This is a genomic window from Streptomyces sp. NPDC031365 (genome assembly GCF_055569765.1).
Genome location: NZ_JBVIIM010000009.1, coordinates 138,947 through 160,740, shown reverse-complemented (window position 1 = coordinate 160,740; position 21,794 = coordinate 138,947). Strand labels below are relative to the sequence as shown.

Below are 21,794 nucleotides of genomic sequence, written 5' to 3'. Positions count from 1 at the left end.
GAGAAATCCGGCCGACCCGGCCGGACAAGGAGAGGGGGAAGCGCCGACATGCCGACCTGCCCGAACGGACACCAGTCGGGTTCCGACGACTGGTGCGAGGTGTGCGGTCACCGCATGGCGGGTGCCGTGCCCCCACCTCCCCCTCCTCCCCCGCCGCCGGCACCCGGCGGTGGCTACGGATTCCCACCGCCGGGTCCCGGCGGCCCGGCAGGTCCCGGTGCTCCCGGCGGCCCGGGAGGCCCCGGCGGTTACGGCGGTCCCGGGGGCCCCGGCGGTGTCCGGACCGAACTGTGTCCGCAGTGCCGTACGCCGCGTGAGGGCGGTGCGCCGTTCTGCGAGGAGTGCCGGTGGAACTTCCTGACGAACACGGCCACCTCGTACACCCCGGCCGCCCCGCGTCCGCCGGCCCCGGGCCCCGGTCCGGGCGGGCCCTTCCAGCAGCCGCCCGGCCCGTCGTACGGCGGCGGTGACTCCTACGACTACCAGGGCTCGCGCCCCTCGCAGATGAACCGGCCCGCCGAGCCGATCCCGCCGGGCCCGCCCGGCTTCGGCGGCGACCCCTCACGACCGGTACCGCCGCCGCCCGGACCGGGCGGCCACGGGGGCCATGCCGGTCCCGGCGGCCATGCCGGTCCCGGCGGCCACGGTGGCCACGGTGGTCCGAACGGCCCGGGTGGCCCCGGTGCCCCGCAGGCGTTCCAGCCCGGGCCGCAGGCCCCGCCCGGGTACCCGCAGGAGACCGGCCGCCCGCAGCCGGGCGGGCCGTCCTTCGGCGGCGGTGACGACGACTGGGTGATCTCCCCGCCGACCAGTGGCCCTGGTGGTCCCGGCGGCCCTGGTGGTCCCGGTGGTCCCGGTGGTCCGAACGGACCGGGTCAGCACGGCGGTTACGGCTATCCGCAGCCCGGCGGCACCCAGGCGCCGCCCGGACCCGGTGGCTACCCGCAGCAGCCCCGCCCGCCGCAGGGCCCGGCCACCTGGACCGCGACCATCGGTCCGGACCGCGAGTACTTCATGGCGATGATGCACCGCTCCGGCCCCGAGGCCGCGGGCCTGAACCTGCCCGCGTACTCACCCGAGCAGCAACGTCAGCTCACCGGCAACCAGATCACCATCGGCCGCCGCCGCCACTCCACCGGCGACACCCCCGACATCGATCTGTCCACACCGCCGGAGGACCCGGGCGTCTCGCACCAGCACGCGGTGCTGGTGCAGCAGCCGGACGGCACCTGGGCGGTGGTCGACCAGAACTCGACCAACGGCACGACGGTCAACGGCTCGGACGAGCCCATCCAGCCGTTCGTCCCCGTCCCGCTCCAGGACGGCGACCGCGTCCACGTGGGCGCCTGGACGACGATCACCATCCGCCGGGGCTGAGCGCCCTCCCCCGGGCCCGTCCGGCGGATCATGCCGGAGACGCGGGATCCCGTGTGCCCTTCCCCACCGCCTGAACGGCGTGGGGAAGGGTGTCCCCTGAGGACCTGACCAGACACGTGCCGCCTGATCAGAAGGCACTGCGTGAGATCGCCCGGCACCCCGGCGCGACCGGCCCTGCACCGCTCGCCTGCCTGACGAACAGGCAGGCGCGGCGTGGGGCCGCCGGGCACCCGGCCCTGCCGCCCGAGGTCGTCGTCGAACTGGTCGCCGACCATGACCGGCACGTGGTGGAAGCCGCTGCCGCCAACCCGTCCCTGCCACCGGCCGTGATGACGGAGCCGGTACCTGAGCCCGGCGGGGCATGGATCCGGCACAGCAGCGCCACCGCCCAACGAAGCCGGTCACCCACGGAAACAGCACGGGAAAGCCGGACCCGGATCGCATCGCGAACGATCGTTTCCGTTGTGAGAACCAGCGTGGACGCCGAGCGCCGAGCCCGTCCCGGAGAAAATCTTCGGGGAGCTGTCGATCTGACCGTGTCCGTTCGTCGTCATGGTGTACGGCGACCCGCCGCGTGAGGAAACCACAGACCTGACAGGAGTCGGACCATGAAGTACATGCTGCTGATCAACGCTGGTGCGATCGATGAGGACGGCGGAGCCGCCGAGTGCACCGTCGAGGACTGGATGAGTTACGACAAGGAGGTGAAGGACGCCGGGATCTGGGTGTCCGGGGAGTCGCTGGCGGATCTCGTCACCGCCACGACGGTGCGGGTCGGCCAGGACGGCAGGCGGGCGGTCACCGACGGGCCGTTCGCCGAGACGCGCGAGGTCCTCGGCGGCTTCTACGTCATCGACGTACCGGACCTGGATGTCGCGCTCGACTGGGCCGCCCGCTGTCCTGGCGCGCGCGGCAGCGGGTCGGTCGTGGTGCGTCCGATCGCCGAGTTCGGGGCCTGACGTGAGGGACGAGGGAGCCGCAGGACCCGAGACGCCCATGGACCCCCTCGGCCAGTCGGCGGTGGAGTCGGTGTTCCGCGAGGAACGCGGCCGACTGCTGGCCTCCCTCGTCCGCCGTTTCGGCGATCTCGACCTGGCCGAGGAGGTCACCTCCGAGGCGGTGGAGGCGGCTCTGGTGCACTGGCCGGTCGAAGGCGTCCCGGCCAGGCCCGGCGCCTGGCTGCTGACCACGGCGCGGCGGAAGGCCGTCGACCGTCTGAGGCGGGACCAGGTCTACGCCGCCCGCCTCGCCATCCTGCAGGCGGAGGCGGACCGCGCCGACCCCGCCCCGCCCGCGGGCGACGACGGCGGGCTGCCCGACGAGCGGCTGCAGATGTTCTTCACCTGCGCCCACCCCGCTCTCGCCGTGGAGGATCGTACGGCGCTGACCCTGCGCTGTCTGGCCGGTCTGACGACGCCCGAGGTCGCACGGGCCTTGCTGGTCCCCACCGCGACGATGGCCCAGCGGATCGTGCGGGCGAAGAAGAAGATCCGCGTGGCGCGCATCCCGTTCCGCGTACCCGGCGCCGACGAGCTGCCGGAACGCCTGCCCGGGGTGCTCCAGGTCATCTACTCGGTCTTCACCGAGGGCTACGCGGCCAGCTCCGGCCCTCAGCTGCAACGGCTCGACCTCGCCGAGGAGGCCATCCGGATGGCGCGGATCCTGCACCGGCTGCTGCCCGCCGAGCGGGAGGTCGCCGGCCTGCTCGCGCTGATGCTGCTGATCCACGCGCGGCGCGACGCCCGGACCGGTCCGGACGGGGAGCTCGTACTGCTCGATGACCAGGACCGCGGACGCTGGGACCGCCCGATGATCGAGGAGGGCCGCGGCCTGGTGGTCTGCGCGCTGACGGGCGGGCCGCCCGGCCCGTACGGGGTGCAGGCCGCCGTCGCCGCCCTGCACGACGAGGCCCCTGACCTCGCGACCACGGACTGGCCGCAGGTCGTGGCGCTCTATGACGTGCTGCTCGCGCTCACGCCGTCCCCCGTCATCGAGCTGAACCGGGCGGTGGCGGTGGCGATGCGCGACGGCCCGGAAGCGGGCCTGGCACTGCTCGACGAGCTGGTCGACGAGCCGCGGCTGCGCGGTCACCACCCCTACCCGGCCGCCCGGGGAGACTTGCTGCACCGGCTCGGCCGATTGCCCGAGGCCGCGTCGGCCTACCGTGAAGCACTCGACCTGGCCGGCACCGAACCCGAACGGGCCCACCTGCGAAGCAAGCTGACCGAGATCGAACCGCCCGACCCAGCCGCCAGAACCGGCACATGACGGCGGAACCTCTGGAGATACCTCGGACCTGCCGCCGCTCATCACCGCCAATCGCCGGTCAGCGGACTGCCGGGTGCCGCCGAACTCGCGCGGATCACGCGACGTGAGCCCCCTCCCGGCCCGGCCGCGCATACGCGACACCTGAACCTGCGAACTCCGGTCCCAGGGGCGTGCTCCCTCCCGCCGGACCGGGCACACCCGCACCTGACGAAACCGCCGGTCACCTCCGACGTGACCCGCCGGTGCCGGCCGTCAGGCGGCCGGCACCGGCCAGACGTACGGCCCCTTGGGGTCGTCCAGCCAGGCCCGGTCGCCGTCGGCGCCGGCGGTCAGGCCGTAGCGTTCGCGCTGCGGCCTGCCCTCGTTCTCCCACAGGTCGTACGTCTGCCGCGGGTCGAGGCTGCCGGCGGTCAGCGCCAGCAGGAACCGGAACAGATCGCTGCCCCGGGCCGCGCCCGGCAGCCCCGCCGGATCCGGCGGTTCCTGCCACGACCGGCCCGTGCCGCGCAGCGGAACGAAGTAGGCGGGCGTGTGCAGAAAACGTCCCTCTGCGTGCCCGGCATCGCGCACGGTCAGCACGACCAGGCCGGTGGCGAAGGGAGCGAGGATCCGGCCGCCCGGCCGGCACTGGGCGAGCCAGGCACGGGGAACGGACGGCAGGGCGCAGGTCGCGATGATCCGGTCGTAGGGGGCGCGTGCGGGTACTCCGCGCGCGCCGTCGCCGGTGACGACGGCCGGCCGGTGTCCGGCGGCGTCGAGATGCCGGCGGGCCGATTCGGTGATCTCCGGGTCGAGGTCGACGGTGGTGACCAGGTCGTCGTCGCCGAGCCGGTGGGCCAGCAGAGCGGCGTTGTATCCGCTGCCGGTGCCGATCTCCAGGACCTTCTGCCCGTCCCTCACCTCCAGACCTGCCAGCATCAGCGCCATCAGGGACGGCTGGCTGCTGGAGGAGATCAGTTCGCCGTCGCGCAGCCGGATCGCCAGCGGGGTGTCCTCGTACGCTCCGCGCAGCCACCGCTCACGTGCGCCGGGGTCGGGGTGCTCACCCCACCGGCGTTCGTAGCCGCCCACGACGCCCACGTAGTAGTACGGCACGAAAAGGTGACGGGGCACGGCGGCGAACGCCTCCCGCCACACGGGATCGGCGTCGAAGGCCCCGCTCGCGCCGATCTCCCGCACGAGCGCCGCCCGCGCCACCTCGGCGAGCCCTTCACACGCCTCACGGTCCTGGCCGCCCATGTGACAACAGTACTGAGGCCCTGAGTCCTACGCCGTGACGTCTGAGACCATGGAGGGCGTGACAGAGATTCGGCGCGGCACGCTGCAGGAGCAGACCTTCTACGAGCAGGTCGGCGGGGAGAAGACCTTCCGTCGGCTCGTCCACCGTTTCTACGAGGGAGTGGCGGAGGACCCGTCGCTGCGGCCCATGTATCCCGAGGAGGACCTGGGCCCGGCGGAGGAGCGCCTCGTTCTCTTCCTCATGCAGTACTGGGGCGGCCCGACCACCTACAGCGAGAACCGCGGCCACCCGCGGCTGCGGATGCGCCACGTGCCCTTCAAGGTCGACCGCGCGGCGCACGACGCGTGGCTGAAGCACATGCGGGACGCGCTGGACGACCTCGGCCTGTCCGAGGAGCACGACCAGACCCTGTGGAAGTACCTGACGTACGCCGCCGCCTCAATGATCAACTCCCCGGACTGACCCGGCCACCCGGGCAACCCGCCCCTCAGCCGACCCAGCCCCGCCGGCGTTTGAGGAGCGGGGGCCGGGACGGAACCCCGGAGACGGGACGGGACGGGAAGGGAAGGAAAGGGAAGGGACGGGGACGGGGACGGGGACGGGGAGGCACGGAAGGGGCGGCGGGGGCGAAAACCTCCCACCCCGGATTCACCGCACGCTGATACCCAGCGCACCCACACCCGCCCGCCGCACGGCGACCGACCCATAACGCGTACGCAGCCGAAGCCACGCCCCCGACGACAACAGACTCTGCTCGGCACCCCGCAGAAACCCCAGCGACTGAGCGGCATGCACCGCCCGCACCGGAAGCCCCGTCTCCCCGACCGTACGGGACCAGATCTCCCGCCCGACCTGGTCGAGCGCGGCGCGCGTACGCGAGTCCGGCGCCAACTCCTCCGTACGGGACCGGAATTCCGCGACCGAAGCCGCCACGAGCCCCCGCAGCTCACCGGGCTCCGGCAACCCTGGCTCGGCCCGCCAGCCGCCGCGCGGGGGCAGCACACCGGCCCACGGCGGCCCGGTCACCGCACCCGGTACGGCCGCTGTGGCGGCGGACTCGTCCACCGTTTCCAGCAGCTCACCCGCGGACACGGTCTCGTCCAGCCTGACGTCCAGCCCGTTCTCGTACGGCTTCACCAGCCGTACGGCGCGGATGGCGAGCACCTCGAACGAGGGCGGCCGGCCGAAGACGGCGAGCGCCGTACCGGCCGCCTGCAGCCGCACCGCGGCGGAACGGTCGTAGTGCAGCAGCCGGGAGAGGAAGGCCGCGAGGTCCGCGGCCTCCCCTTCATCGGCGAGATGGAGCACCGTCATGCGGCGACGGCCTCCTCCTTTTCGTCGGCGGAGTCGTCCGTGTACTCCCGGAGGAACTCGCGCTCCTCCGCGGTAATACGACGCGGACGCTGCGCCTCGAAGTCGAACGGCACGATCACCGTCGACGCGCGCACGTAGACGAGATCGTCGTCCTTCACCTCGTAGGTGAGGGTGAAGGAGGCGGCCCTGATCTCCGTGACCCACAGCTCGATGTCGACCGGGTGGTGCCGGTGGACGAGCTGCCGCTTGTAGTCGATCTCGTGGCGCGCCACCACGGACCCCTGCTGGAAGTCCTTCTCCGGGCGGAACAGGAAGTCGATACGTGCTTCCTCCAGGTAGCGGAGGAACACCACGTTGTTGACGTGGCCGTACGCGTCCATGTCCGCCCAGCGCAGCGGGCAGCGGTAGATGTGCCGCAAGAGATCAGCCCCGGGTCAGCTTCTTGTAGGTGGCACGGTGCGGACGCGCCGCGTCCGGGCCGAGCCGCTCGATCTTGTTCTTCTCGTACGACTCGAAGTTGCCCTCGAACCAGAACCACTTGGAGTCGCCCTCGTAGGCGAGGATGTGCGTGGCGACACGGTCCAGGAACCACCGGTCGTGGGAGACGACCACGGCGCACCCGGGGAACTCGAGCAGCGCGTTCTCGAGGCTGCCGAGCGTCTCGACGTCGAGGTCGTTGGTCGGCTCGTCGAGGAGCAGCAGGTTGCCGCCCTGCTTGAGGGTGAGCGCGAGGTTCAGCCGGTTGCGCTCACCGCCGGAGAGGACGCCCGCGGGCTTCTGCTGGTCAGGGCCCTTGAACCCGAACGCGGAGACGTACGCCCGCGAGGGCATCTCGACCTGACCGACGTTGATGTAGTCGAGTTCGTCGGAGACGACCGCCCACAGGGTCTTCTTGGGGTCGATGTTCTCGCGGCTCTGGTCGACGTAGGAGATCTTGACGGTGTCGCCGACCTTGATGGAACCGGAGTCCGGCTCCTCCAGGCCCTGGATCATCTTGAACAGCGTGGTCTTGCCCGCGCCGTTCGGTCCGATGACCCCGACGATGCCGTTGCGCGGCAACGTGAAGCTGAGGTCGTCGATGAGGACCTTGTCGCCGAAGCCCTTGCTGAGGTTGTTGATCTCGACGACCACGCTGCCCAGGCGCGGGCCCGGCGGGATCTGGATCTCCTCGAAGTCCAGCTTCCGCATCTTGTCCGCCTCGGCGGCCATCTCCTCGTACCGGGCGAGTCGCGCCTTGGACTTGGCCTGCCGCCCCTTGGCGTTGGACCGCACCCACTCGAGTTCGTCCTTGAGCCGCTTCTGCCGCTTGGCGTCCTTGGCGCCCTCGACCTTGAGGCGGGTGGCCTTGGTCTCCAGGTACTTGGAGTAGTTGCCCTCGTAGCCATGCAGCCGGCCGCGGTCGACCTCGCAGATCCACCCGGCGACATTGTCCAGGAAGTACCGGTCGTGGGTCACGGCGACGACCGTGCCCTCGTACTTGGCGAGGTGCTGCTCCAGCCAGTTCACCGACTCGGCGTCGAGGTGGTTGGTGGGCTCGTCGAGCAGCAGCAGGTCGGGCGCCTCCAGCAGCAGCTTGCACAGCGCCACACGGCGCTTCTCGCCACCGGAGAGGTTGGCGACCGGCCAGTCGCCGGGCGGGCAGCCCAGGGCGTCCATGGCCTGCTCCAGCTGGGCGTCGAGGTCCCAGGCATTGGCGTGGTCGAGCTGCTCCTGCAGCTTGCCCATCTCGTCCATGAGCGCGTCGGTGTACTCGGTCGCCATCTGCTCGGCGATCTCGTTGAACCGGTCGAGCTTGCCCTTGACCTCGGCGACACCCTCCTGGACGTTCTCCAGGACCGTCTTGTCCTCGTTCAGCGGGGGCTCCTGCAGCAGGATGCCCACCGTGTAACCGGGAGTGAGGAACGCATCGCCGTTCGACGGCTGTTCGAGCCCCGCCATGATCTTCAGGACCGTCGACTTGCCGGCGCCGTTCGGACCGACGACGCCGATCTTCGCTCCCGGCAGGAAGCTCAGGGTGACATCGTCGAGGATCACCTTGTCGCCGTGCGCTTTACGCGCCTTGCGCATGGTGTAAATGTACTCAGCCAAGAGAAACCGTCCGGCAGCTTGAAATCTGGCAGTGGGCAGATACACCCCATCTTGCCGCACCGCCACCCCTGGGCGGAAACGCGTCGGGCGCGGCGCCTCCCACGTGCGCTTTCGCGGGTGGCCACCACAGGTCGCCGGACACCACCGGCCGCCGAAGGGCCCTTTCGGTGGCCCACGCAGGGCCCGCAGACGGCTCCACGTCGACCGGCAGGTGCGTCAGGTCCGGGGCTCACGGCTCGCACGGGTGCGCCGGGGCAGCACGTCCGCCGCCCGGGGCGGGGCCTGACGAACGGGCCGGCCGGGTGTGGTCACGTCACTGCGGTCAGCGTCGCGTAGACCACCACATTCCCCTGGTAGCCCTCTCCTTCGGCGTACTCACCCCCACAGGTGATCACGCGCAGTTCGGGCCCGTCGGAACCGCCGTAGACCTTTTCGTCCGGAAAGGCGTCCTTGGCGTAGAGCTCCACGGCGTCGACCGTGAAGACTGCCGTTCGCCGGTCCGCCCGGGTGATCTCGATGGTGTCGCCCTTGGTCAGTGCCCCGAGTCGGTAGAAGACCCCGGGGCCTTCCCTCGTGTCGACATGGCCCGCCGTGATGGCCGTCCCCACCGAGCCGGGAGCCGTGCCGTCGCCGTACCAACCGGCGAAGGCCGGCATGTCCGCCGGTGGCGGGCGCAGTGCCCCTGTCTCGTCGAGGGTCAGTTCCGTCATCGGGGCGTCCACGCCGATGACGGGGACCCGCAGCCGGACCGGAACGGACGGGGGCAGCGCCTGCACCGAGGGGGAGGCTGCCGGGGCGGTGCTGCTGGCACCGGGCCGCGGGGAGGGGGCGAAGGACTGCGCGGCCGAGGGCTGCGGAGGCTCTCCGCCCCGGAGCGCCGTGATGACCAGCAGCAAGCCCGTCAGCAGGGTGCAGGCGAGCAACTTGACGGAGGGTGTGAACGAGGGAGAAGGATCGCCGGACTCGTCGCCGGGTGCCATGGCTCTGACGCCTCCGCTCCGGGGCCGACATGGAGGAGTACGGGGTGCGAATCGAGCCTTCGGACCGTCACGGACCCGAGGCCCAACCGATGGAGCGGAGCGTCAGGTGCGGACGGCAGCCGGGCGGCGGCGCATCCTGAACACGCTTCCGGCGACGGCTCCGGCGAGCAGCACCGCACCCAGGGCAAGCTGTGTGCCGTTGTCGTTGTCGGCTCCGAAACCGGCCTCGACCGCTCCGCTGGGGTTGCCGGTGCCGACCCGGAACGTGCCCGTGACTTTGACGCGGGGCGGGCACTTCAGGGTGACCGTGTACGTACCGGTCTCGGTGCCGCTCGGCACCTGGAATTCGCCGGCCAGTACACCCTTGCGGTCACCCGGCAGGAGGTGGAACTTGCCCCCTGCCTCGGACTCACCCTTGCCGTAGGTCTCCGACCCGCAGGCTGTGGTGCTGACGCTGACGGTGGCGCCCGGGGCGGCGTGTCTCGTGCTGAAGCGGATGTCCGGGTCACTGGCGGGGCCGCTCGTGGCTGCAACGGCTGGGCTCGACAGAGCGACGGCACCGAGAACCAGACCGATACCGACGCCTGCACACTTGATACGCATGGAACTCCTCCGGGAGAGCAGTGGCCGGGCGGAATGCGCGGCACTGTCGTTGTGCTTCGCTCACGAGAAAACCGACAGACCGTCAGGGCCGCAACGCGGATACGGACGGATGGATCACCCGGCCACGCTCGTCAACGCACTCTTTCGATCATCGGCGCAGGTGAGAGGCCCTGAGCGCGGGATGGGAAATCCTCCCGCACGGGTGACGGAGGGCCGGCGCCCGTCCGCTGCGTGATCTTGATGGGCGGGACGCGCGCGGCTGCCGCCGCCGTGGTCCCCGTCCCTGCCCGGCGGGTGACGGTGAAGCGGTCAGGTCGGTTGTTTCCCGCTTCCACCGCGGTGGGGCGAGCACGTCGAAGCGAGCCGCGGATCGGCTGCCGTCCCGTTCGACGCGGTGGGCGCTGCACGCGACGAGGTGTGCACGGCCGTCGCTCGATGCGTGGCAGTACCGCGCCGCCCGCCCGCGAGCACGGAATGCACCCGCTCGCGGGTCCGACTGTCACTGGTCACCATTGGTCGGCCTCGGGCGCCCTCGCACCTCCCAGGACGCCCGGCTCGGGGGTGCCTCACCCCCACCACGCCGGGCTATCGTGCCGCCGTGACCAGCGCAGTGGAGCGCCCTCTCCTCTTCCTCGACGTCGATGGCCCACTGATCCCGTTCGGGTTGCCGACCGGTACTGCCTCCGCCTCGATGCCCACCGCGCGGGGGAACCCACTACTGGCCCGGCTTGACCCCGGGGTCGGGGCGCGCCTCCTGGCTCTGAACTGCCCTGTCGTATGGGCGACGACCTGGATGGAGGAGGCGAACGAGGTCGTCGCCCCGCGCATCGGCCTACCGAGGCTGCCCGTGGTGGCGTGGCCGGAGACCGGTGCCGGGCAAGGCCCACGGGGCCTGCACTGGAAGACCCGCCCCCTCGTCGAGTGGGCCAACGGCCGCCCCTTCATCTGGGTCGACGACGAGATGGGCGCCATGGACCGTCAGTGGGTCGCTGCCGCCCACCCCGGGCCGTCACTGCTTCATCACGTCGACCCGGGCAAGGGACTCGGAGACTCCGACTTCCACGCGCTCGCCGACTGGCTCGATGCCGTCGCGCCGGGATGAGCCGCCGGGGGCCGTCGGTCGACCGCATGGCCGTCTGCCGGGCACCGCACTCCGAAGCCCGGGGAGTCGACACGCGTGTCGGCAACGTCCCGTAGGATACCGACACGCAAGTCGTCAAGATTCAGCAAAGGATCGCGGGCGTCCTGCCGCCGTGCCCCTTTGCATCCCTTGCGTCCCTTGCGTCCCTTGCCTCCCTCGTCGCCCTCGCCGCTCGGAGTTCTCGTGTTTCTCGCCCTACGCGATCTGCGTTTCGCTCGCGGTCGCTTCGCCCTGATGGGTGCGGTGGTCGCGCTCATCGCCGTACTCGGCGTGCTGCTGTCCGGACTCGCCTCCGGCCTCGCGGACGCCGGCATATCCGGTCTGCGCGCGCTGCCCGTCACCCACCTGGCCTTCGACGAGAAGGCGACCAGCGAGCAGTTCTCCCGCTCGACCGTGGAGCAGGAGGACTGGCAGGCCTGGTCCGAGGCCTCGGGTGTGGAGCGGGCGGAGCCGTTCGGGAACACCCTGGCCAACGCCCAGGTGACCCAGGGCGCCGAGAAGGGGGAGCAGGTCAACCTCGCCGTATTCGGCATGGCCCCGGACTCCCCACTGGCCCCCGAGCCCACCGAGGGCAAGAGCCTGAAGGACGGCAGCGCGGGCATCGTCATCACCCGGGAGATCGCCGATCTGGGCGTGGAGGTCGGAGACGTCCTCACCGCGGACAAGAGCGAGGTGCCGCTGAAGGTCGTCGGTCTGGTCGACGACACCATCTCCTACGGCCACATCGGCGTCGCCTACACCGACCTCGACACCTGGCGCCATCTGCACTACGGCCTGCCGGGCGAGCTGCCCGAGGCCGCACGGGAGCAGGCCACGGCCGTCGCCCTGACCCTGAAGGACGGTGCCGACACGGCAGCCGTGGAGAAGGCGACCGGCACCCGTGCCGACACCCAGGAGGCGGCCTTCGACGCGTCCCCGGGCTACACGGCCGAGTCGAGCACCATGGCCCTGATCAAGGGCTTCCTGTACGCCATCTCCGCCCTGGTCATCGGCGCCTTCTTCACCGTCTGGACGGTGCAGCGCAAGCCCGAGATCGCCCTGCTGAAGGCACTTGGCGCACCGACCGGGTACGTGCTGCGCGACGCGCTCGCACAGGTCGTCGCCGTACTCGTCGGTGCCACGGCCGTCGGAACCGCCGTCGGCCTGGCCCTGGGGAGCGCGATGATCGGCAAGGCGCCGTTCTCCCTCTCCGCCCCCGCCATCGCCACCTCCTCCGGCCTCCTCATCGGGTTCGGAATCGTGGGCGCCGTCGTCGCCGTCCGCCGCATCACCGCCGTCGACCCCCTGACCGCTCTGGGAGCCACCCGATGACCACGTCCGCCACCGACCACCGGGCCTCCTCGGACGCCTCGGACGCCGCAGGCTCCGGTGGACTGCACCTGCTGGACGTCACCCTCACCCTGGGCGACGGTGACACCGCTGTGACGGCCCTCGACCACGTCTCCCTGACCGTCGCTCCCGGGGAGTTCGTCGCCGTGGTCGGCCCCTCGGGTTCCGGTAAGTCCAGCCTCCTCGCCGTCGCCGGCGGCCTTCAGCAGCCCACCTCGGGCACGGTCCGGATCGCCGGCACCGAACTGACCGCACTGTCGGACAAGATGCGCACCGCCGCCCGCCGGCGTCATATCGGCTTCGTGTTCCAGCAGTCGAATCTGCTGGCCTCGCTGACCGTCAGGGAGCAGCTCCTGCTGCCGCTGCACATCGACGGACGCCTCGACTCGGCGGGCCGGGCCCGGGCGGACGAACTCATCGAGGCGGTCGGGCTCTCGCGCCGCGCCGGCGCCCGGCCGCACCAGCTGTCCGGAGGAGAACGCCAGCGAGCGGGCCTCGCACGCGCCCTGATGACCTCCCCGGCCGTCCTGCTGGTGGACGAACCCACCTCCGCGCTGGACCGTGTGCGTTCGGCCGAGGCCGTGCGGCTGATCGCCGAGCAGACCCATGAGCAGGGCACGGCGACGGTCATGGTCACCCACGACACGGCGATAATGGACGCTGCCGACCGGGTGTACGAGATGGTCGACGGTCGCCTGTCCTGACCGGGGCCGTGGGCCGGCTCGTCGCTCCCGTCCCCGCTCGCCACCCCGGAGTCCGCCCCGCATGCCGAAGATCAACGCCTCCACCGTCGCCGAGCACCGTGCCCAGCAGCGCGAGGCGCTGATCGGGGCGGCGATCCACATCCTGGTGAACGAGGGCGCCGCCGCCGTCACTCCGGCCGCGGTCGGCGCACGGGCCGGCCTGGCCCGCTCCAGCGTGTACCAGTACTTCGATTCCACCGCGGACCTGCTGGTCGTCATCATGCAAGAGGCCTACCGGCGGTCGAACGAGGCGCTCGCCGACGCCATGGCCGCGGCGGACGGCCCCATCGAGCGCGTCGAGGCCTTCTTCACGGAGAGTCTGCGCCTGGGAGCCGAGGGCGCGCACCGGCCCGCGGCCGCTCTCATGAGCGCCGAGCTCCATCCCGCGTGCCAGGAATGGCTGATGACACTCCACCTGGAGCAGGTTGCACCGTTCCGCGCCGCCGTCGGGGAAGCCGGCGTTCCCGATGCCGAACTCACGGCTGACCTGATCGCCGGGATGCTGCACACGGCCCTCTCCGCCGTGGACCGCGGCACCCCGCTCGAGACCGTGACGGAGCGCACCCTCGCATTGGTACGCCGCTGTCTGTCTCCGGCCGAAGGCACGGTCCACGACCGGCCGGAGGGCGACTGAACCCTTTCCCGCCCGCCGGGCCGACCCGAGCCGGGTGGTGGGCCCGGCATCGCGGATGTCCCTCAGCCGCCGGAGGGGGTCTGCCGCTGGCGGGTGATGACCAGGCCCGCTCCGCCGAGGACGACCAGGGCTATCGCGGTGCCGGCGATCCACGGGGTGGCGTCGGAGGTGCCGGTTTCGGCGAGGTTGGTGTCCGTGGGGGTCCCGGCCAGGGGGGTCGGGGTGGCGAGGGTCTGGGTGGTGGTGCCCACCTCGGCGGCGCGGGTGCGGCAGTCCAGCATGCCGGTGAAGCGCTGCTGGAAGCCGGACGGGCCCTCGACCGTGAAGTCGTACGGCTGGTCCTCGTTCAGCGGGACCGTCACCGTGTCGGACGCGCCGGCCGCGACGGTGTACTCCGAGCCCGACAGTTCGAAGGTGAACGGCTCGTCGCCCGGGTTGCTGACCGTGAGGTCCACGCCTCCCTTGGCGCAGTTCTCGCGGGCCGACAGGGCGGGTATCGCGCCCTTCTCCGCCCAGGTGGCGCTCGCCGTCGCCGAGACGGTCGACTCACTGGATCCGGCCAGGATCTGTGTCTGGCTGCGGCTCTCGGAGACGAAGGCGCGGCCGACCGGCACGGTCGTGGATGCCTGGGCGGTGAGCTCGACGGTGTCCGCCGCCTCGTCCTCCGGCACGTCGAAGAAGATCTCGCTGCCGTCGGTGGCGGTGGTGACGGGCTCGCCCTTCTCGTCGACGATCCGCACTCCGGCCGTCGCGGCGTCGGCCGGCGGGGTGACCGTCACGCTGCGTGCGTCGGTTCGGACCGTCACCGGGCCGACCCGCTCGCCCGGGCGGCCGGAGACGGCCGGCGGGTCCAGGGTCAGTGAGGCCCTGGGCTCGGACCGGTCGCGGGCGTTGTCCTGCAGATAGTCGGCGAGCTGCTCGGCCTGGGGGTCGACGGCGTCCACGTCCACGTCGTCGGAGTAGCGCCAGATGGCCACCTGGGTGCCGGCTGCGGCGTCCTCCTCGGTGAGCCGGCCGCGGACGCCCGCCTTCTCCGCGAGTGCCGCGAGGTCGTTCACCTGCGGGTAGGAGTTCTGCAGGATCCAGCGGATCCGGCCGGCGTCCTCGTTGATGCCCAGCGAGGTGCCGCTCCAGGCGGTCTCGTGGTACTTGGCGTCCTTCTGCGTGGGCGTGTGGACGTCGACGCAGTACGTCTGCAGCATGCCGCCGCCCTCGACGGACATCTCGAACAGGCCCGCCGACACCTGCGTGTCCCCGGCGGCGCCGCGTATGACGGCCGCACCGTATGTCTTGAGTCCGCCTATGGCCGCCGCGGCTCCGCTGTGCCCCGGTGCCGTCCCGTCGCCGTCGGCGGCCGCCGTCCCGGCACCCGCCAGCACGGTGGCAACGGCCAGTCCGGACGCCAGCGTTCCCGCCGCGAGGCGGGCCGACCCACGTCCGCGCGGGGTCCACGCGGAGAACGAAACAGACACCTAATTCCCTTCCGAGCAGGACCCGTTGGCGCGGGAGAGATGGTCCCACCAGCAAAATCTATGGCCCCAGGAGCCCTGGAGCCGTCACGGCATCCTAAGGAGACGACGGACAGCGCTTGCCGGTGATCGTGCCGGAGGGAGTGATCCGACTCGGAATCGTTATCGCCCGGCCCCCGCGAGCAAGGCTTATCGACAAATCCACCCGGGATGGATTCGGTATGCACCTGCCGATAAGCCTCAGTTCGGCCGACGGCGGTCGCGAACGCCGGCACGGTCGACTGACATGACGTCATGTGAGGTCATGTGAGGTCACGTCACGTCACGTCACGGCAACCGGCTCCGGACGTGGTGGGGGCGCCACCTCGTCGGACGAGGGCGAATCTCCCGGCGTGGTTTCCCAGTTGGGTTCTGGGACGGCCGTCCGCTCCGGCCGGGGCGCGCGGCGGAAGGCTGCCGTTCCCCGGGTGAGGTCGTGGCCGATCGCCACCGCGTCGATATCCGCCGACATCCAGCCCTGCTGCCCCTCACGCGTCTCCGTACGCACTTTCAGCCGACCCTGGACGATCACCGGCTCGCCCACCGACAGGGAGGCCGCGGTGTTGGTGGCGAGCTGGCGATTGGCCCACACCGTGAAGAAGTTGGTGTGTCCGTCCGCCCAGGCGCTCTTCTCCCGGTCCCAGTACCGGGAGGTGACCGCCACCCGGAACCTCGCCGCCGGGCCTGAGGCCGTCTCCCGGTACACCGGCCGTGTCGCCACGTTCCCCACCACGCACACCATCGTCTCGTTCATCACGTCTGCCTCCCTCGCCCACGCCCGCCGGCTCCCGTGCCTGCGGGTGCGGATACGCGTACGGGCCCGTCCCGTACGGCTGCCTTCCGGCGCGACGGCCGCGGACCGTTCCGCGATCGCCGTGGAGCCAGACTGCCGCCGTCGGGCCGGGCCCGCCGAGCGCTGTGGACGGCCTCCGGCCTGTGGACATCTCCGCCACCCGAAGGAGGGGTTCCGCCATGGGCCGGGGCTCAGCTCCTTCCGGCCACCACCCCCACGACCCGCCCGTACTGCTCGCGCACCTCCCGGTACCGCAGGAGTTCCGCCGCCACCGGGTCGAGGACGCGGGCCCGCCCGCAGCCGGAGGCCGCTTCCCGCAGCAGTCTCTCCGCCTCCAGTCCGTACCGCCGGGCGGGCCCCCGGGCGGCCATCCGGCAGCTCCATTCGACGATCGGCCCGCCGACGATGCCGATCACCATCAGCAGCACCGGCACCCCCAGGTTCGGCGCCATGACCCCGATGATCTGCGCCAGCAGCCACAGTCCGCCCGCGAACTGAAGGGCCGTCATGGACACCTGGGCGAGCACGGCCACCGGCCACCATCCGGGCCGCGGCGGCCTCCCAGGGGGCAGTCCCGCGCGTACGGCCAGTTCGTCCAGCGCCTCCGGCAGCCCCTGGGAGCCGCGTACGGCCGCCTCCCGCACCGCCTGCGCCCACGGTGCCGGCAGCCCGGCCGACGCGCGCTCGACCACCGTGCGCACCGCCTGTTCCACGCGCTGCCGGGCGGTGGCCTCCTCGTCGGGCTGCCCGCGCAGGGCGACCCGGCCGGTGGACGGCTCACTCCGCTGCCGGCACCAGCGCCACAGCCGCAACCAGGGCGTGCCGCACGCACGGTTGGCGTTGCGCAGCCAGGCTCGTTCGGCCGCCTCGCCCGCCGCGGTGGCACCCACGGCGTCCGCGAGCCGGTCGGAGAACTCCTCGCGCGCCTCCTCGCTCAGCCCGGTGCGGCGGCGGGTGGCGTACAGGGGCCACAGCCGTGCCGCCGTGATGTCCACGTCCGCGGAGATCCGGCGGGCCGGGGCACCGCGTTCGGCCACGAACCGGCCGAGCGCCTCCCGCAGGTCCCCGACCCCGTCGCCGGTGAGCGCGGACAGCGCCAGCACGGTCGTGCCGGGTTCGCCGTACTCGCCGAGGACGATGCCGTCCTCGTCGAGCAGTCGTCGCAGATCGTCCAGGACCTGCTCGGCGGCCTCCCCGGGCAGCCGGTCGATCTGGTTGAGGACGACGAACATGACCTCCGCATGGGCCGCCATGGGCCTCAGATAGCGCTCGTGCAGCATGGCGTCGGCGTACTTCTCGGGGTCGACGACCCAGATCACCGCGTCGACCAGGCCCAGCACGCGGTCCACCTGCTCACGGTGCTGCACCGCCGCCGAGTCGTGGTCGGGCAGGTCGACCAGGACGAGCCCGCGCAGCCGGTCGTCCGCGTCCGCCGTCGCCTGGAGGGGGCGCCGTCTGAGCCGGGGCGGGATCCCGAGGCGTTCGATGAGGCTCGCCGCGCCGTCGCTCCAACTGCACGCGATGGGCGCGGCGGTGGTCGGCCGCCGTACGCCGGTCTCGGAGATGGGTACCCCGGCCAGCGCGTTGAACAGCTGCGACTTGCCGCTTCCGGTGGCGCCCGCGAGGGCGACGACGGTGTGCTGTCCGGAGAGTCCGCGCCGCGCGGCGGCCTCGTCGAGGATCCGGCCCGCCTGTGCGAGGGTGCGGTTGTCGAGCCGGGTGCGGGAGAGCCCGACGAGTTCGCGCAGCGCGTCGAGCCGCGATCCCAGCTGCGGGCCGTACGCCAGAGGCGTCACCTTCTGCGGTGTGGATGCCCTCGGCTCCGTCACCCGGCACTGCTCCTCCCCGGCGCTCCCGTTCACGCGCCGCGCGATCAGCCCGTCGTCCCAGGGACTTCCGGCATCCGTACAGGGCGGACCCTCGGCGTCGGGGTCGGAGCGCTCAGGACGCTCGGAATGCCCGAGGTGCTCGGGGTGCTCCGGGCGGTCCGGGCGGTCCGGACGGTCCGGGCGGTCCGGGCGGTCCGGGCGGTCCGGGTGCTCGGTGTGGTCCTGGTCAGTGACGGCGGTCACCGGTCACCTCTCCTTCTGCAGTACGGACAGCGCGGCGATGAGTTCGGGCTGGGGCTCGGCGTGTACTTCGAGCGCGTCGAGCGGGGCCAGCCGGCGTTCACGTTCGGCGTGCATGACCCGGTCCACGTGCTCCACCAGCAGCCGTCCGCCGCGGTCCCGCAGCCGCAGCGCGCCGTGCGCGCCGATCCGCTCGGCGAGACCCTCGCCGGCGGTCCGGGCCCGTCGGCCGCCCAGCAGCACGGTGGCGACCAGCGCGGCGACCATCTCGGGGTCGGGTGCGAGGCCGCGGTCCAGCTCCCGCACCTCGTCCTCGGCGTACTCCTCGAGCTCGCGCCGCCAGCGCCGTACAGCCAGTCCGATCCGGTGTTCGGCGCTCTCCGGAGCACCGTCACGGGCGGCGAGTTCGGGGGCGTCCGCGGCGGGCTCGCGCCGCCAGGCGTCGTCCACGCGCTCGTCGGCGGCGGCGACGGCGCACAGCAGCAGCGCGCCGAGGCTCTCCACCAGGGTGTCGAGGAGTTCGCCCGGGGTGCAGTCGAGGGGGAAGGCGTGCCACCTCTTGAGCGCGTCCCCGGCGAGTACGGCACCGGCCTGGAGCCGGCCCCGCACGCGGGAGTGCTCACTGTCGTACGCGCCCTCGATGGCGGCGGTGAGCCGCAGTGCGGCGGCGTACTGGGCGGCGGCGGCCCCGGCGAGCTGGGGCAGGCGGGCGTTGAGGGAGTCGAGGACGCCGTACGCGGTGCGGGCCATGACGTCCTGCCGGGCGGCGGGGTCCAGCGTCTGGTGGACGAGCCAGGTGCGCAGCGCCGCCACGGCGGTGGCGGGCAGCAGCCCGCCGCCCCAGGCCGACTCGGGCAGCTCGGGCACGGTGAATCGGGGTACGTGGCCGAGTCCGGCCTTGGTGAGCAGCGCGCCGTACTGCCGCGACACCTCGGAGACGACCTGGTGGGGCACCCGGTCCAGCACGGTCACCAGGCTGACGTCGTACTCCTTGGCGGTGCGCAGCATGTGCCAGGGGACTGCATCGGCGTAGCGGGCGGCGGTGGTGACCATGATCCAGATGTCCGCGGCGCTGATGAGTTCGGCGGCGAGGACGCGGTTGTCGGACACCAGGGAGTCGATGTCGGGGGCGTCGAGGAGGGCGAGGCCGGGGGGCAGGGTATCGGTGGTCTCGACGCGCAGTACGCGCGCGGGGTTCTCGCCGGGCAGGAGCAGGTCGTCCGCCGGGTCCTGGTGGTGGGGCACCCATACGCGCGTGAGGTCGGGCAGCACCCGCATCCCGCTGAACCAGTGGTGGTCCTCCGGATGGCAGACGAGCACCGGTGTCCGTGTCGTCGGCCGCAGCACGCCCGCCTCGCTGACACGCCGGCCGACGAGGGAGTTCACCAGCGTGGACTTTCCGGCCCCGGTGGATCCTCCCACGACGGCCAGCAGGGGCGCTTCGGGATCTCTCAGCCGGGGCACCAGATAGTCGTCGAGCTGGGCGAGCAGTTCGTCGCGGTTGGCACGCGCGCGTGCGGCCCCCGCCAGGGGCAGCGGGAAGCGTGCGGCGGCGACACGGTCGCGCAGGGCGGAAAGTGCGTCGAGCAGCTGAGGCCGTACGTCCAAGGTCACCACATGCGAAGAATGCCCAATTTTAGGGGAATTCTGAAGCATATGAGCATGCCTGCGCGCCGACAGAACACAAGGGATGGAAGGGACGACTGCGACACGGACGCGGCCCAGGCATAACGAGTGCACAACACCCGATGCGCCAGAGGCCAAAAACGGTGCACGATTCGTACCTGCCTGCGATTATCAGGACCGCTTCACCGAACCTCCACATCGAGCCGCGGAGGCGAGGCGACAGGGACAAGGATGCGGGAGCCCTATCCTTGTCTCCGGCAACGTCAGGAACGGGCCCGACCAGGGCATCATGACGCCAGGCCGTCACACCGGCCCCCGTAGCTCAGTGGATAGAGCAGGCGCCTTCTAAGCGCTTGGCCGCAGGTTCGAGTCCTGCCGGGGGCGCCCATTCTTCCGCCGGGGCCGTCCAGGTCCGGTTCGGTCTGCGTGGGCCGACGGACGATTCGATGTGTGACGCGTCCGGCGCGCCCCTCCGGGTGTCCGTCGACTCCACCCGCGTCTCCCCCATGGGCCCACGCGCTTCGGCCGGCTTTGTCCTGTCCCAGTGCATCCGGAGGGCAGGGGGCACTGAACTGCTGGGCTGCCAAGTCGATTGAGAATACCGAGAGTCAGCGTTCTCCATCGACTTGGCTCTCACGGAAGCGGACTGACAGCCAGGACGGACGACTCAGCCGTCTTGGTCTTCGGCGAAGCTGTCGGTGGTCTCCCTCGGAGGGTGCCCTCCTGGCATCCATATGCTCCGCACAGTCAGCGACGAAGATCCCGAGAAGCGCCTTTGCCCAACGCTTCCGCGATCGTGCAGATCGGGGCCCATGCGGCCGGATCGCCGACCAGACGGCTGAGATCCGTCATCTGAACTCGCTCCAGCCAGCCCAAGAGAATGACCGCCTCGTTGGACGTGAGCTTGGCCATGATCGCAGAAGCCATCCGTATTCCGAATGAGGCCCTCTGGTTCGGGCCGGTTGTGGCCGTGTCCGACGCAACCTGAAACGTTGCAGGTACACCCTGGGCCGGAAGCTCAGCAGACTGCCACGTGAGCTTCGGCGGCGGAGCGTGTGTCACGAAGTCGTCTTGCTCTCTGCCGTTCACGACACTGCTCGTAAGGGGAATCACTATGCGTAACTTCAAGAACAGGACTGTGTCCGCTGTGCTCGGTGCTGTCATGGCCGGGGGGCTCCTCCTCGCGGGAGGGTCACCGGCTGCCGCAGCCTCCTGCAGCGTAACGGCCGGCAATGTTCTGAAGACCGGAGCTTCCACCGGAGATTCCTGGGTGACCGGATACGGTGCCTGGACCGGCAGCGGCTGCGGTGACATGAAGATCAAGATTCAGCGCAAGGTCCTGGGGATCTGGTACACCGCGAACAGCGACGGCTGGGACGCCAGCGGGGACAGCTCCGGCAACATTTCCCTGCCGGCCAGGTGCAGTGGTACTCAGACCTGGCGGGTATGGATCGACGGGGAGAACACCGACAGCAGGACCGGCCCCACCAAGTCGATCACCTGCTAGCGCTCCGACCGCACAGGTTCACCGGGTTGCGTTCTGGTCCGAGCGTCGTGGTGAACTCCGAACGGTTCACCGTGCTGCGTCGAGACGCTCCGCACAGTCAGCAGCGAAGATCCCGGGAAGCGACTTGTCCAACGTCCACACAAGCGTGTGGATCGGGGCCCATGCGGCCGGATCGCCGACCAGACGGCTGAGATCCGTCATCTGAACTCGCTCCAGCCAGTCCGATAGGACAAGTGCCTCGTCGGAGGTGAGCTTGATCGTGATCCCCTCGAAATTGGCGGCCGCCTTCACGTAGCCAGCGGCCATGACGCCGGCATCGCCCTCGTCGCTGAGCGGCCGCAAGGCCGTTCCCTCCAGCCCGATGACCTGCCGGTTCCGGCCCTCGAACCGGATCCGGTCCCCGACCCGCAGAACTCCGCGCGGTGCCAGTTCAGCCATGACGCACCGGGCAGCCGACCAGGAGTCGGGTAGCGGGCAGACGTCGTCGGCCTGGATGGCGGGGCATGCCGGCTGCTCAGCCATGCCGACCGACCCTGGTGATGAGTTTTCGCGACCGCATCCGTCACATGTATGA

The 21,794-nt window shown here is 71.3% G+C and carries 21 protein-coding genes, 1 tRNA gene and 1 pseudogene; 11 read left to right on the top strand and 12 right to left on the bottom strand.

The window, feature by feature from the left end; translation table 11 throughout:
• The first annotated feature begins 48 nt into the window (after window positions 1–48).
• The 4 genes and pseudogenes from ACZ5C2_RS16350 to ACZ5C2_RS16335 all read left to right on the top strand — a co-directional run bounded on the left by ACZ5C2_RS16350 (window position 49) and on the right by ACZ5C2_RS16335 (window position 3,645).
• Window positions 49–1,377, top strand: coding sequence for an FHA domain-containing protein (locus ACZ5C2_RS16350; protein ID WP_468790883.1), 1,329 nt, complete (start codon window positions 49–51; stop codon window positions 1,375–1,377).
• A 98-nt stretch (window positions 1,378–1,475) separates the two neighbouring features.
• Window positions 1,476–1,721: pseudogene (locus tag ACZ5C2_RS16345) on the top strand (hypothetical protein); the annotation flags it as partial.
• Between the two features lie 264 nt (window positions 1,722–1,985).
• Window positions 1,986–2,336, top strand: coding sequence for a YciI family protein (locus ACZ5C2_RS16340; protein ID WP_468790882.1), 351 nt, complete (start codon window positions 1,986–1,988; stop codon window positions 2,334–2,336).
• Between the two features lie 37 nt (window positions 2,337–2,373).
• Entirely contained in the window at window positions 2,374–3,645 is a 1,272-nt protein-coding gene (locus tag ACZ5C2_RS16335; RefSeq protein ID WP_468790880.1) for an RNA polymerase sigma factor, read from the top strand.
• 252 nt (window positions 3,646–3,897) lie between these two features.
• On the opposite strand, the gene ACZ5C2_RS16330 is transcribed toward ACZ5C2_RS16335, so the two are convergent.
• Window positions 3,898–4,884, bottom strand: coding sequence for a methyltransferase domain-containing protein (locus ACZ5C2_RS16330; RefSeq protein WP_468790878.1), 987 nt, complete (start codon window positions 4,882–4,884; stop codon window positions 3,898–3,900).
• A 49-nt stretch (window positions 4,885–4,933) separates the two neighbouring features.
• Here ACZ5C2_RS16330 and ACZ5C2_RS16325 point away from each other — a divergent pair, with 49 nt between their 5' ends.
• Complete coding sequence (locus tag ACZ5C2_RS16325; protein ID WP_468791041.1) at window positions 4,934–5,347, top strand: globin; 414 nt, start codon at window positions 4,934–4,936, stop codon at window positions 5,345–5,347.
• Between the two features lie 186 nt (window positions 5,348–5,533).
• On the opposite strand, the gene ACZ5C2_RS16320 is transcribed toward ACZ5C2_RS16325, so the two are convergent.
• The 5 genes from ACZ5C2_RS16320 to ACZ5C2_RS16300 form a co-directional block, all read right to left on the bottom strand.
• Complete coding sequence (locus tag ACZ5C2_RS16320; protein ID WP_468790876.1) at window positions 5,534–6,199, bottom strand: DUF8185 domain-containing protein; 666 nt, start codon at window positions 6,197–6,199, stop codon at window positions 5,534–5,536.
• A complete protein-coding gene (locus tag ACZ5C2_RS16315) occupies window positions 6,196–6,618 on the bottom strand; it encodes an acyl-CoA thioesterase (RefSeq protein WP_468790874.1) in 423 nt (140 codons plus the stop codon). The genes ACZ5C2_RS16320 and ACZ5C2_RS16315 overlap by 4 nt, the downstream gene beginning before the upstream one ends.
• A gap of 4 nt (window positions 6,619–6,622) precedes the next feature.
• Window positions 6,623–8,287, bottom strand: coding sequence for an energy-dependent translational throttle protein EttA (gene ettA, locus ACZ5C2_RS16310; RefSeq protein ID WP_468790872.1), 1,665 nt, complete (start codon window positions 8,285–8,287; stop codon window positions 6,623–6,625).
• Between the two features lie 308 nt (window positions 8,288–8,595).
• Window positions 8,596–9,267, bottom strand: a complete 672-nt coding sequence (locus ACZ5C2_RS16305) for a class F sortase (protein ID WP_468790870.1) — start codon at window positions 9,265–9,267, stop codon at window positions 8,596–8,598.
• Window positions 9,268–9,369: 102 nt separating this feature from the next.
• Window positions 9,370–9,870, bottom strand: a complete 501-nt coding sequence (locus ACZ5C2_RS16300; RefSeq protein ID WP_468790868.1) for a sortase — start codon at window positions 9,868–9,870, stop codon at window positions 9,370–9,372.
• Window positions 9,871–10,468: 598 nt separating this feature from the next.
• Between ACZ5C2_RS16300 and ACZ5C2_RS16295 the strand changes: the two genes are divergently transcribed.
• From ACZ5C2_RS16295 to ACZ5C2_RS16280, 4 genes are all read left to right on the top strand, one after another.
• Window positions 10,469–10,972, top strand: a complete 504-nt coding sequence (locus ACZ5C2_RS16295) for an HAD domain-containing protein (RefSeq protein WP_468790866.1) — start codon at window positions 10,469–10,471, stop codon at window positions 10,970–10,972.
• A 222-nt stretch (window positions 10,973–11,194) separates the two neighbouring features.
• On the top strand, window positions 11,195–12,322 hold the full coding sequence (locus tag ACZ5C2_RS16290; protein WP_468790864.1) for an ABC transporter permease: 1,128 nt from the start codon (window positions 11,195–11,197) through the stop codon (window positions 12,320–12,322).
• The gene (locus ACZ5C2_RS16285) at window positions 12,319–13,044 is read left to right on the top strand and encodes an ABC transporter ATP-binding protein (RefSeq protein ID WP_468790862.1); all 726 of its coding nucleotides are present in this window, start codon (window positions 12,319–12,321) and stop codon (window positions 13,042–13,044) included. Before ACZ5C2_RS16290 ends, ACZ5C2_RS16285 begins: the two co-directional genes overlap by 4 nt.
• A gap of 61 nt (window positions 13,045–13,105) precedes the next feature.
• Window positions 13,106–13,717, top strand: coding sequence for a TetR/AcrR family transcriptional regulator (locus ACZ5C2_RS16280; RefSeq protein WP_468790860.1), 612 nt, complete (start codon window positions 13,106–13,108; stop codon window positions 13,715–13,717).
• A 62-nt stretch (window positions 13,718–13,779) separates the two neighbouring features.
• On the opposite strand, the gene ACZ5C2_RS16275 is transcribed toward ACZ5C2_RS16280, so the two are convergent.
• From ACZ5C2_RS16275 to ACZ5C2_RS16260, 4 genes are all read right to left on the bottom strand, one after another.
• Window positions 13,780–15,189, bottom strand: coding sequence for a Cys-Gln thioester bond-forming surface protein (locus tag ACZ5C2_RS16275; protein WP_468790858.1), 1,410 nt, complete (start codon window positions 15,187–15,189; stop codon window positions 13,780–13,782).
• 319 nt (window positions 15,190–15,508) lie between these two features.
• Complete coding sequence (locus ACZ5C2_RS16270) at window positions 15,509–15,979, bottom strand: single-stranded DNA-binding protein (RefSeq protein ID WP_468790856.1); 471 nt, start codon at window positions 15,977–15,979, stop codon at window positions 15,509–15,511.
• 230 nt (window positions 15,980–16,209) lie between these two features.
• Window positions 16,210–18,090 carry a YfjP family GTPase gene (locus ACZ5C2_RS16265; RefSeq protein WP_468790854.1) on the bottom strand — a complete coding sequence of 627 codons (1,881 nt, stop codon included), beginning with the start codon at window positions 18,088–18,090 and terminating at the stop codon, window positions 16,210–16,212.
• Window positions 18,091–18,093: 3 nt separating this feature from the next.
• Window positions 18,094–19,704 carry a dynamin family protein gene (locus ACZ5C2_RS16260; protein ID WP_468790852.1) on the bottom strand — a complete coding sequence of 537 codons (1,611 nt, stop codon included), beginning with the start codon at window positions 19,702–19,704 and terminating at the stop codon, window positions 18,094–18,096.
• 320 nt (window positions 19,705–20,024) lie between these two features.
• Between ACZ5C2_RS16260 and ACZ5C2_RS16255 the strand changes: the two genes are divergently transcribed.
• A tRNA-Arg gene (locus tag ACZ5C2_RS16255) sits at window positions 20,025–20,097 on the top strand.
• Between the two features lie 363 nt (window positions 20,098–20,460).
• On the opposite strand, the gene ACZ5C2_RS16250 is transcribed toward ACZ5C2_RS16255, so the two are convergent.
• A complete protein-coding gene (locus ACZ5C2_RS16250; RefSeq protein WP_468790850.1) occupies window positions 20,461–20,625 on the bottom strand; it encodes a hypothetical protein in 165 nt (54 codons plus the stop codon).
• Window positions 20,626–20,983: 358 nt separating this feature from the next.
• Here ACZ5C2_RS16250 and ACZ5C2_RS16245 point away from each other — a divergent pair, with 358 nt between their 5' ends.
• A complete protein-coding gene (locus tag ACZ5C2_RS16245; RefSeq protein WP_468790848.1) occupies window positions 20,984–21,220 on the top strand; it encodes a hypothetical protein in 237 nt (78 codons plus the stop codon).
• A 66-nt stretch (window positions 21,221–21,286) separates the two neighbouring features.
• On the opposite strand, the gene ACZ5C2_RS16240 is transcribed toward ACZ5C2_RS16245, so the two are convergent.
• Window positions 21,287–21,742: a hypothetical protein gene (locus ACZ5C2_RS16240; protein WP_468790846.1), complete on the bottom strand. Its 456-nt coding sequence runs from the start codon at window positions 21,740–21,742 to the stop codon at window positions 21,287–21,289.
• Between the last annotated feature and the right edge of the window lie 52 nt (window positions 21,743–21,794).

Bases quoted from the DNA above. Each gene is read 5' to 3' on its own strand.
- ACZ5C2_RS16350 (WP_468790883.1), top strand. From the start codon at position 49: ATGCCGACCTGCCCGAACGGACACCAGTCGGGTTCCGACGACTGGTGC.
- ACZ5C2_RS16340 (WP_468790882.1), top strand. From the start codon at position 1,986: ATGAAGTACATGCTGCTGATCAACGCTGGTGCGATCGATGAGGACGGC.
- ACZ5C2_RS16335 (WP_468790880.1), top strand. From the start codon at position 2,374: ATGGACCCCCTCGGCCAGTCGGCGGTGGAGTCGGTGTTCCGCGAGGAA.
- ACZ5C2_RS16330 (WP_468790878.1), bottom strand. From the start codon at position 4,884: ATGGGCGGCCAGGACCGTGAGGCGTGTGAAGGGCTCGCCGAGGTGGCG.
- ACZ5C2_RS16325 (WP_468791041.1), top strand. From the start codon at position 4,934: ATGGAGGGCGTGACAGAGATTCGGCGCGGCACGCTGCAGGAGCAGACC.
- ACZ5C2_RS16320 (WP_468790876.1), bottom strand. From the start codon at position 6,199: ATGACGGTGCTCCATCTCGCCGATGAAGGGGAGGCCGCGGACCTCGCG.
- ACZ5C2_RS16305 (WP_468790870.1), bottom strand. From the start codon at position 9,267: ATGGCACCCGGCGACGAGTCCGGCGATCCTTCTCCCTCGTTCACACCC.
- ACZ5C2_RS16300 (WP_468790868.1), bottom strand. From the start codon at position 9,870: ATGCGTATCAAGTGTGCAGGCGTCGGTATCGGTCTGGTTCTCGGTGCC.
- ACZ5C2_RS16285 (WP_468790862.1), top strand. From the start codon at position 12,319: ATGACCACGTCCGCCACCGACCACCGGGCCTCCTCGGACGCCTCGGAC.
- ACZ5C2_RS16280 (WP_468790860.1), top strand. From the start codon at position 13,106: ATGCCGAAGATCAACGCCTCCACCGTCGCCGAGCACCGTGCCCAGCAG.
- ACZ5C2_RS16270 (WP_468790856.1), bottom strand. From the start codon at position 15,979: ATGAACGAGACGATGGTGTGCGTGGTGGGGAACGTGGCGACACGGCCG.
- ACZ5C2_RS16250 (WP_468790850.1), bottom strand. From the start codon at position 20,625: ATGGCCAAGCTCACGTCCAACGAGGCGGTCATTCTCTTGGGCTGGCTG.
- ACZ5C2_RS16240 (WP_468790846.1), bottom strand. From the start codon at position 21,742: ATGGCTGAGCAGCCGGCATGCCCCGCCATCCAGGCCGACGACGTCTGC.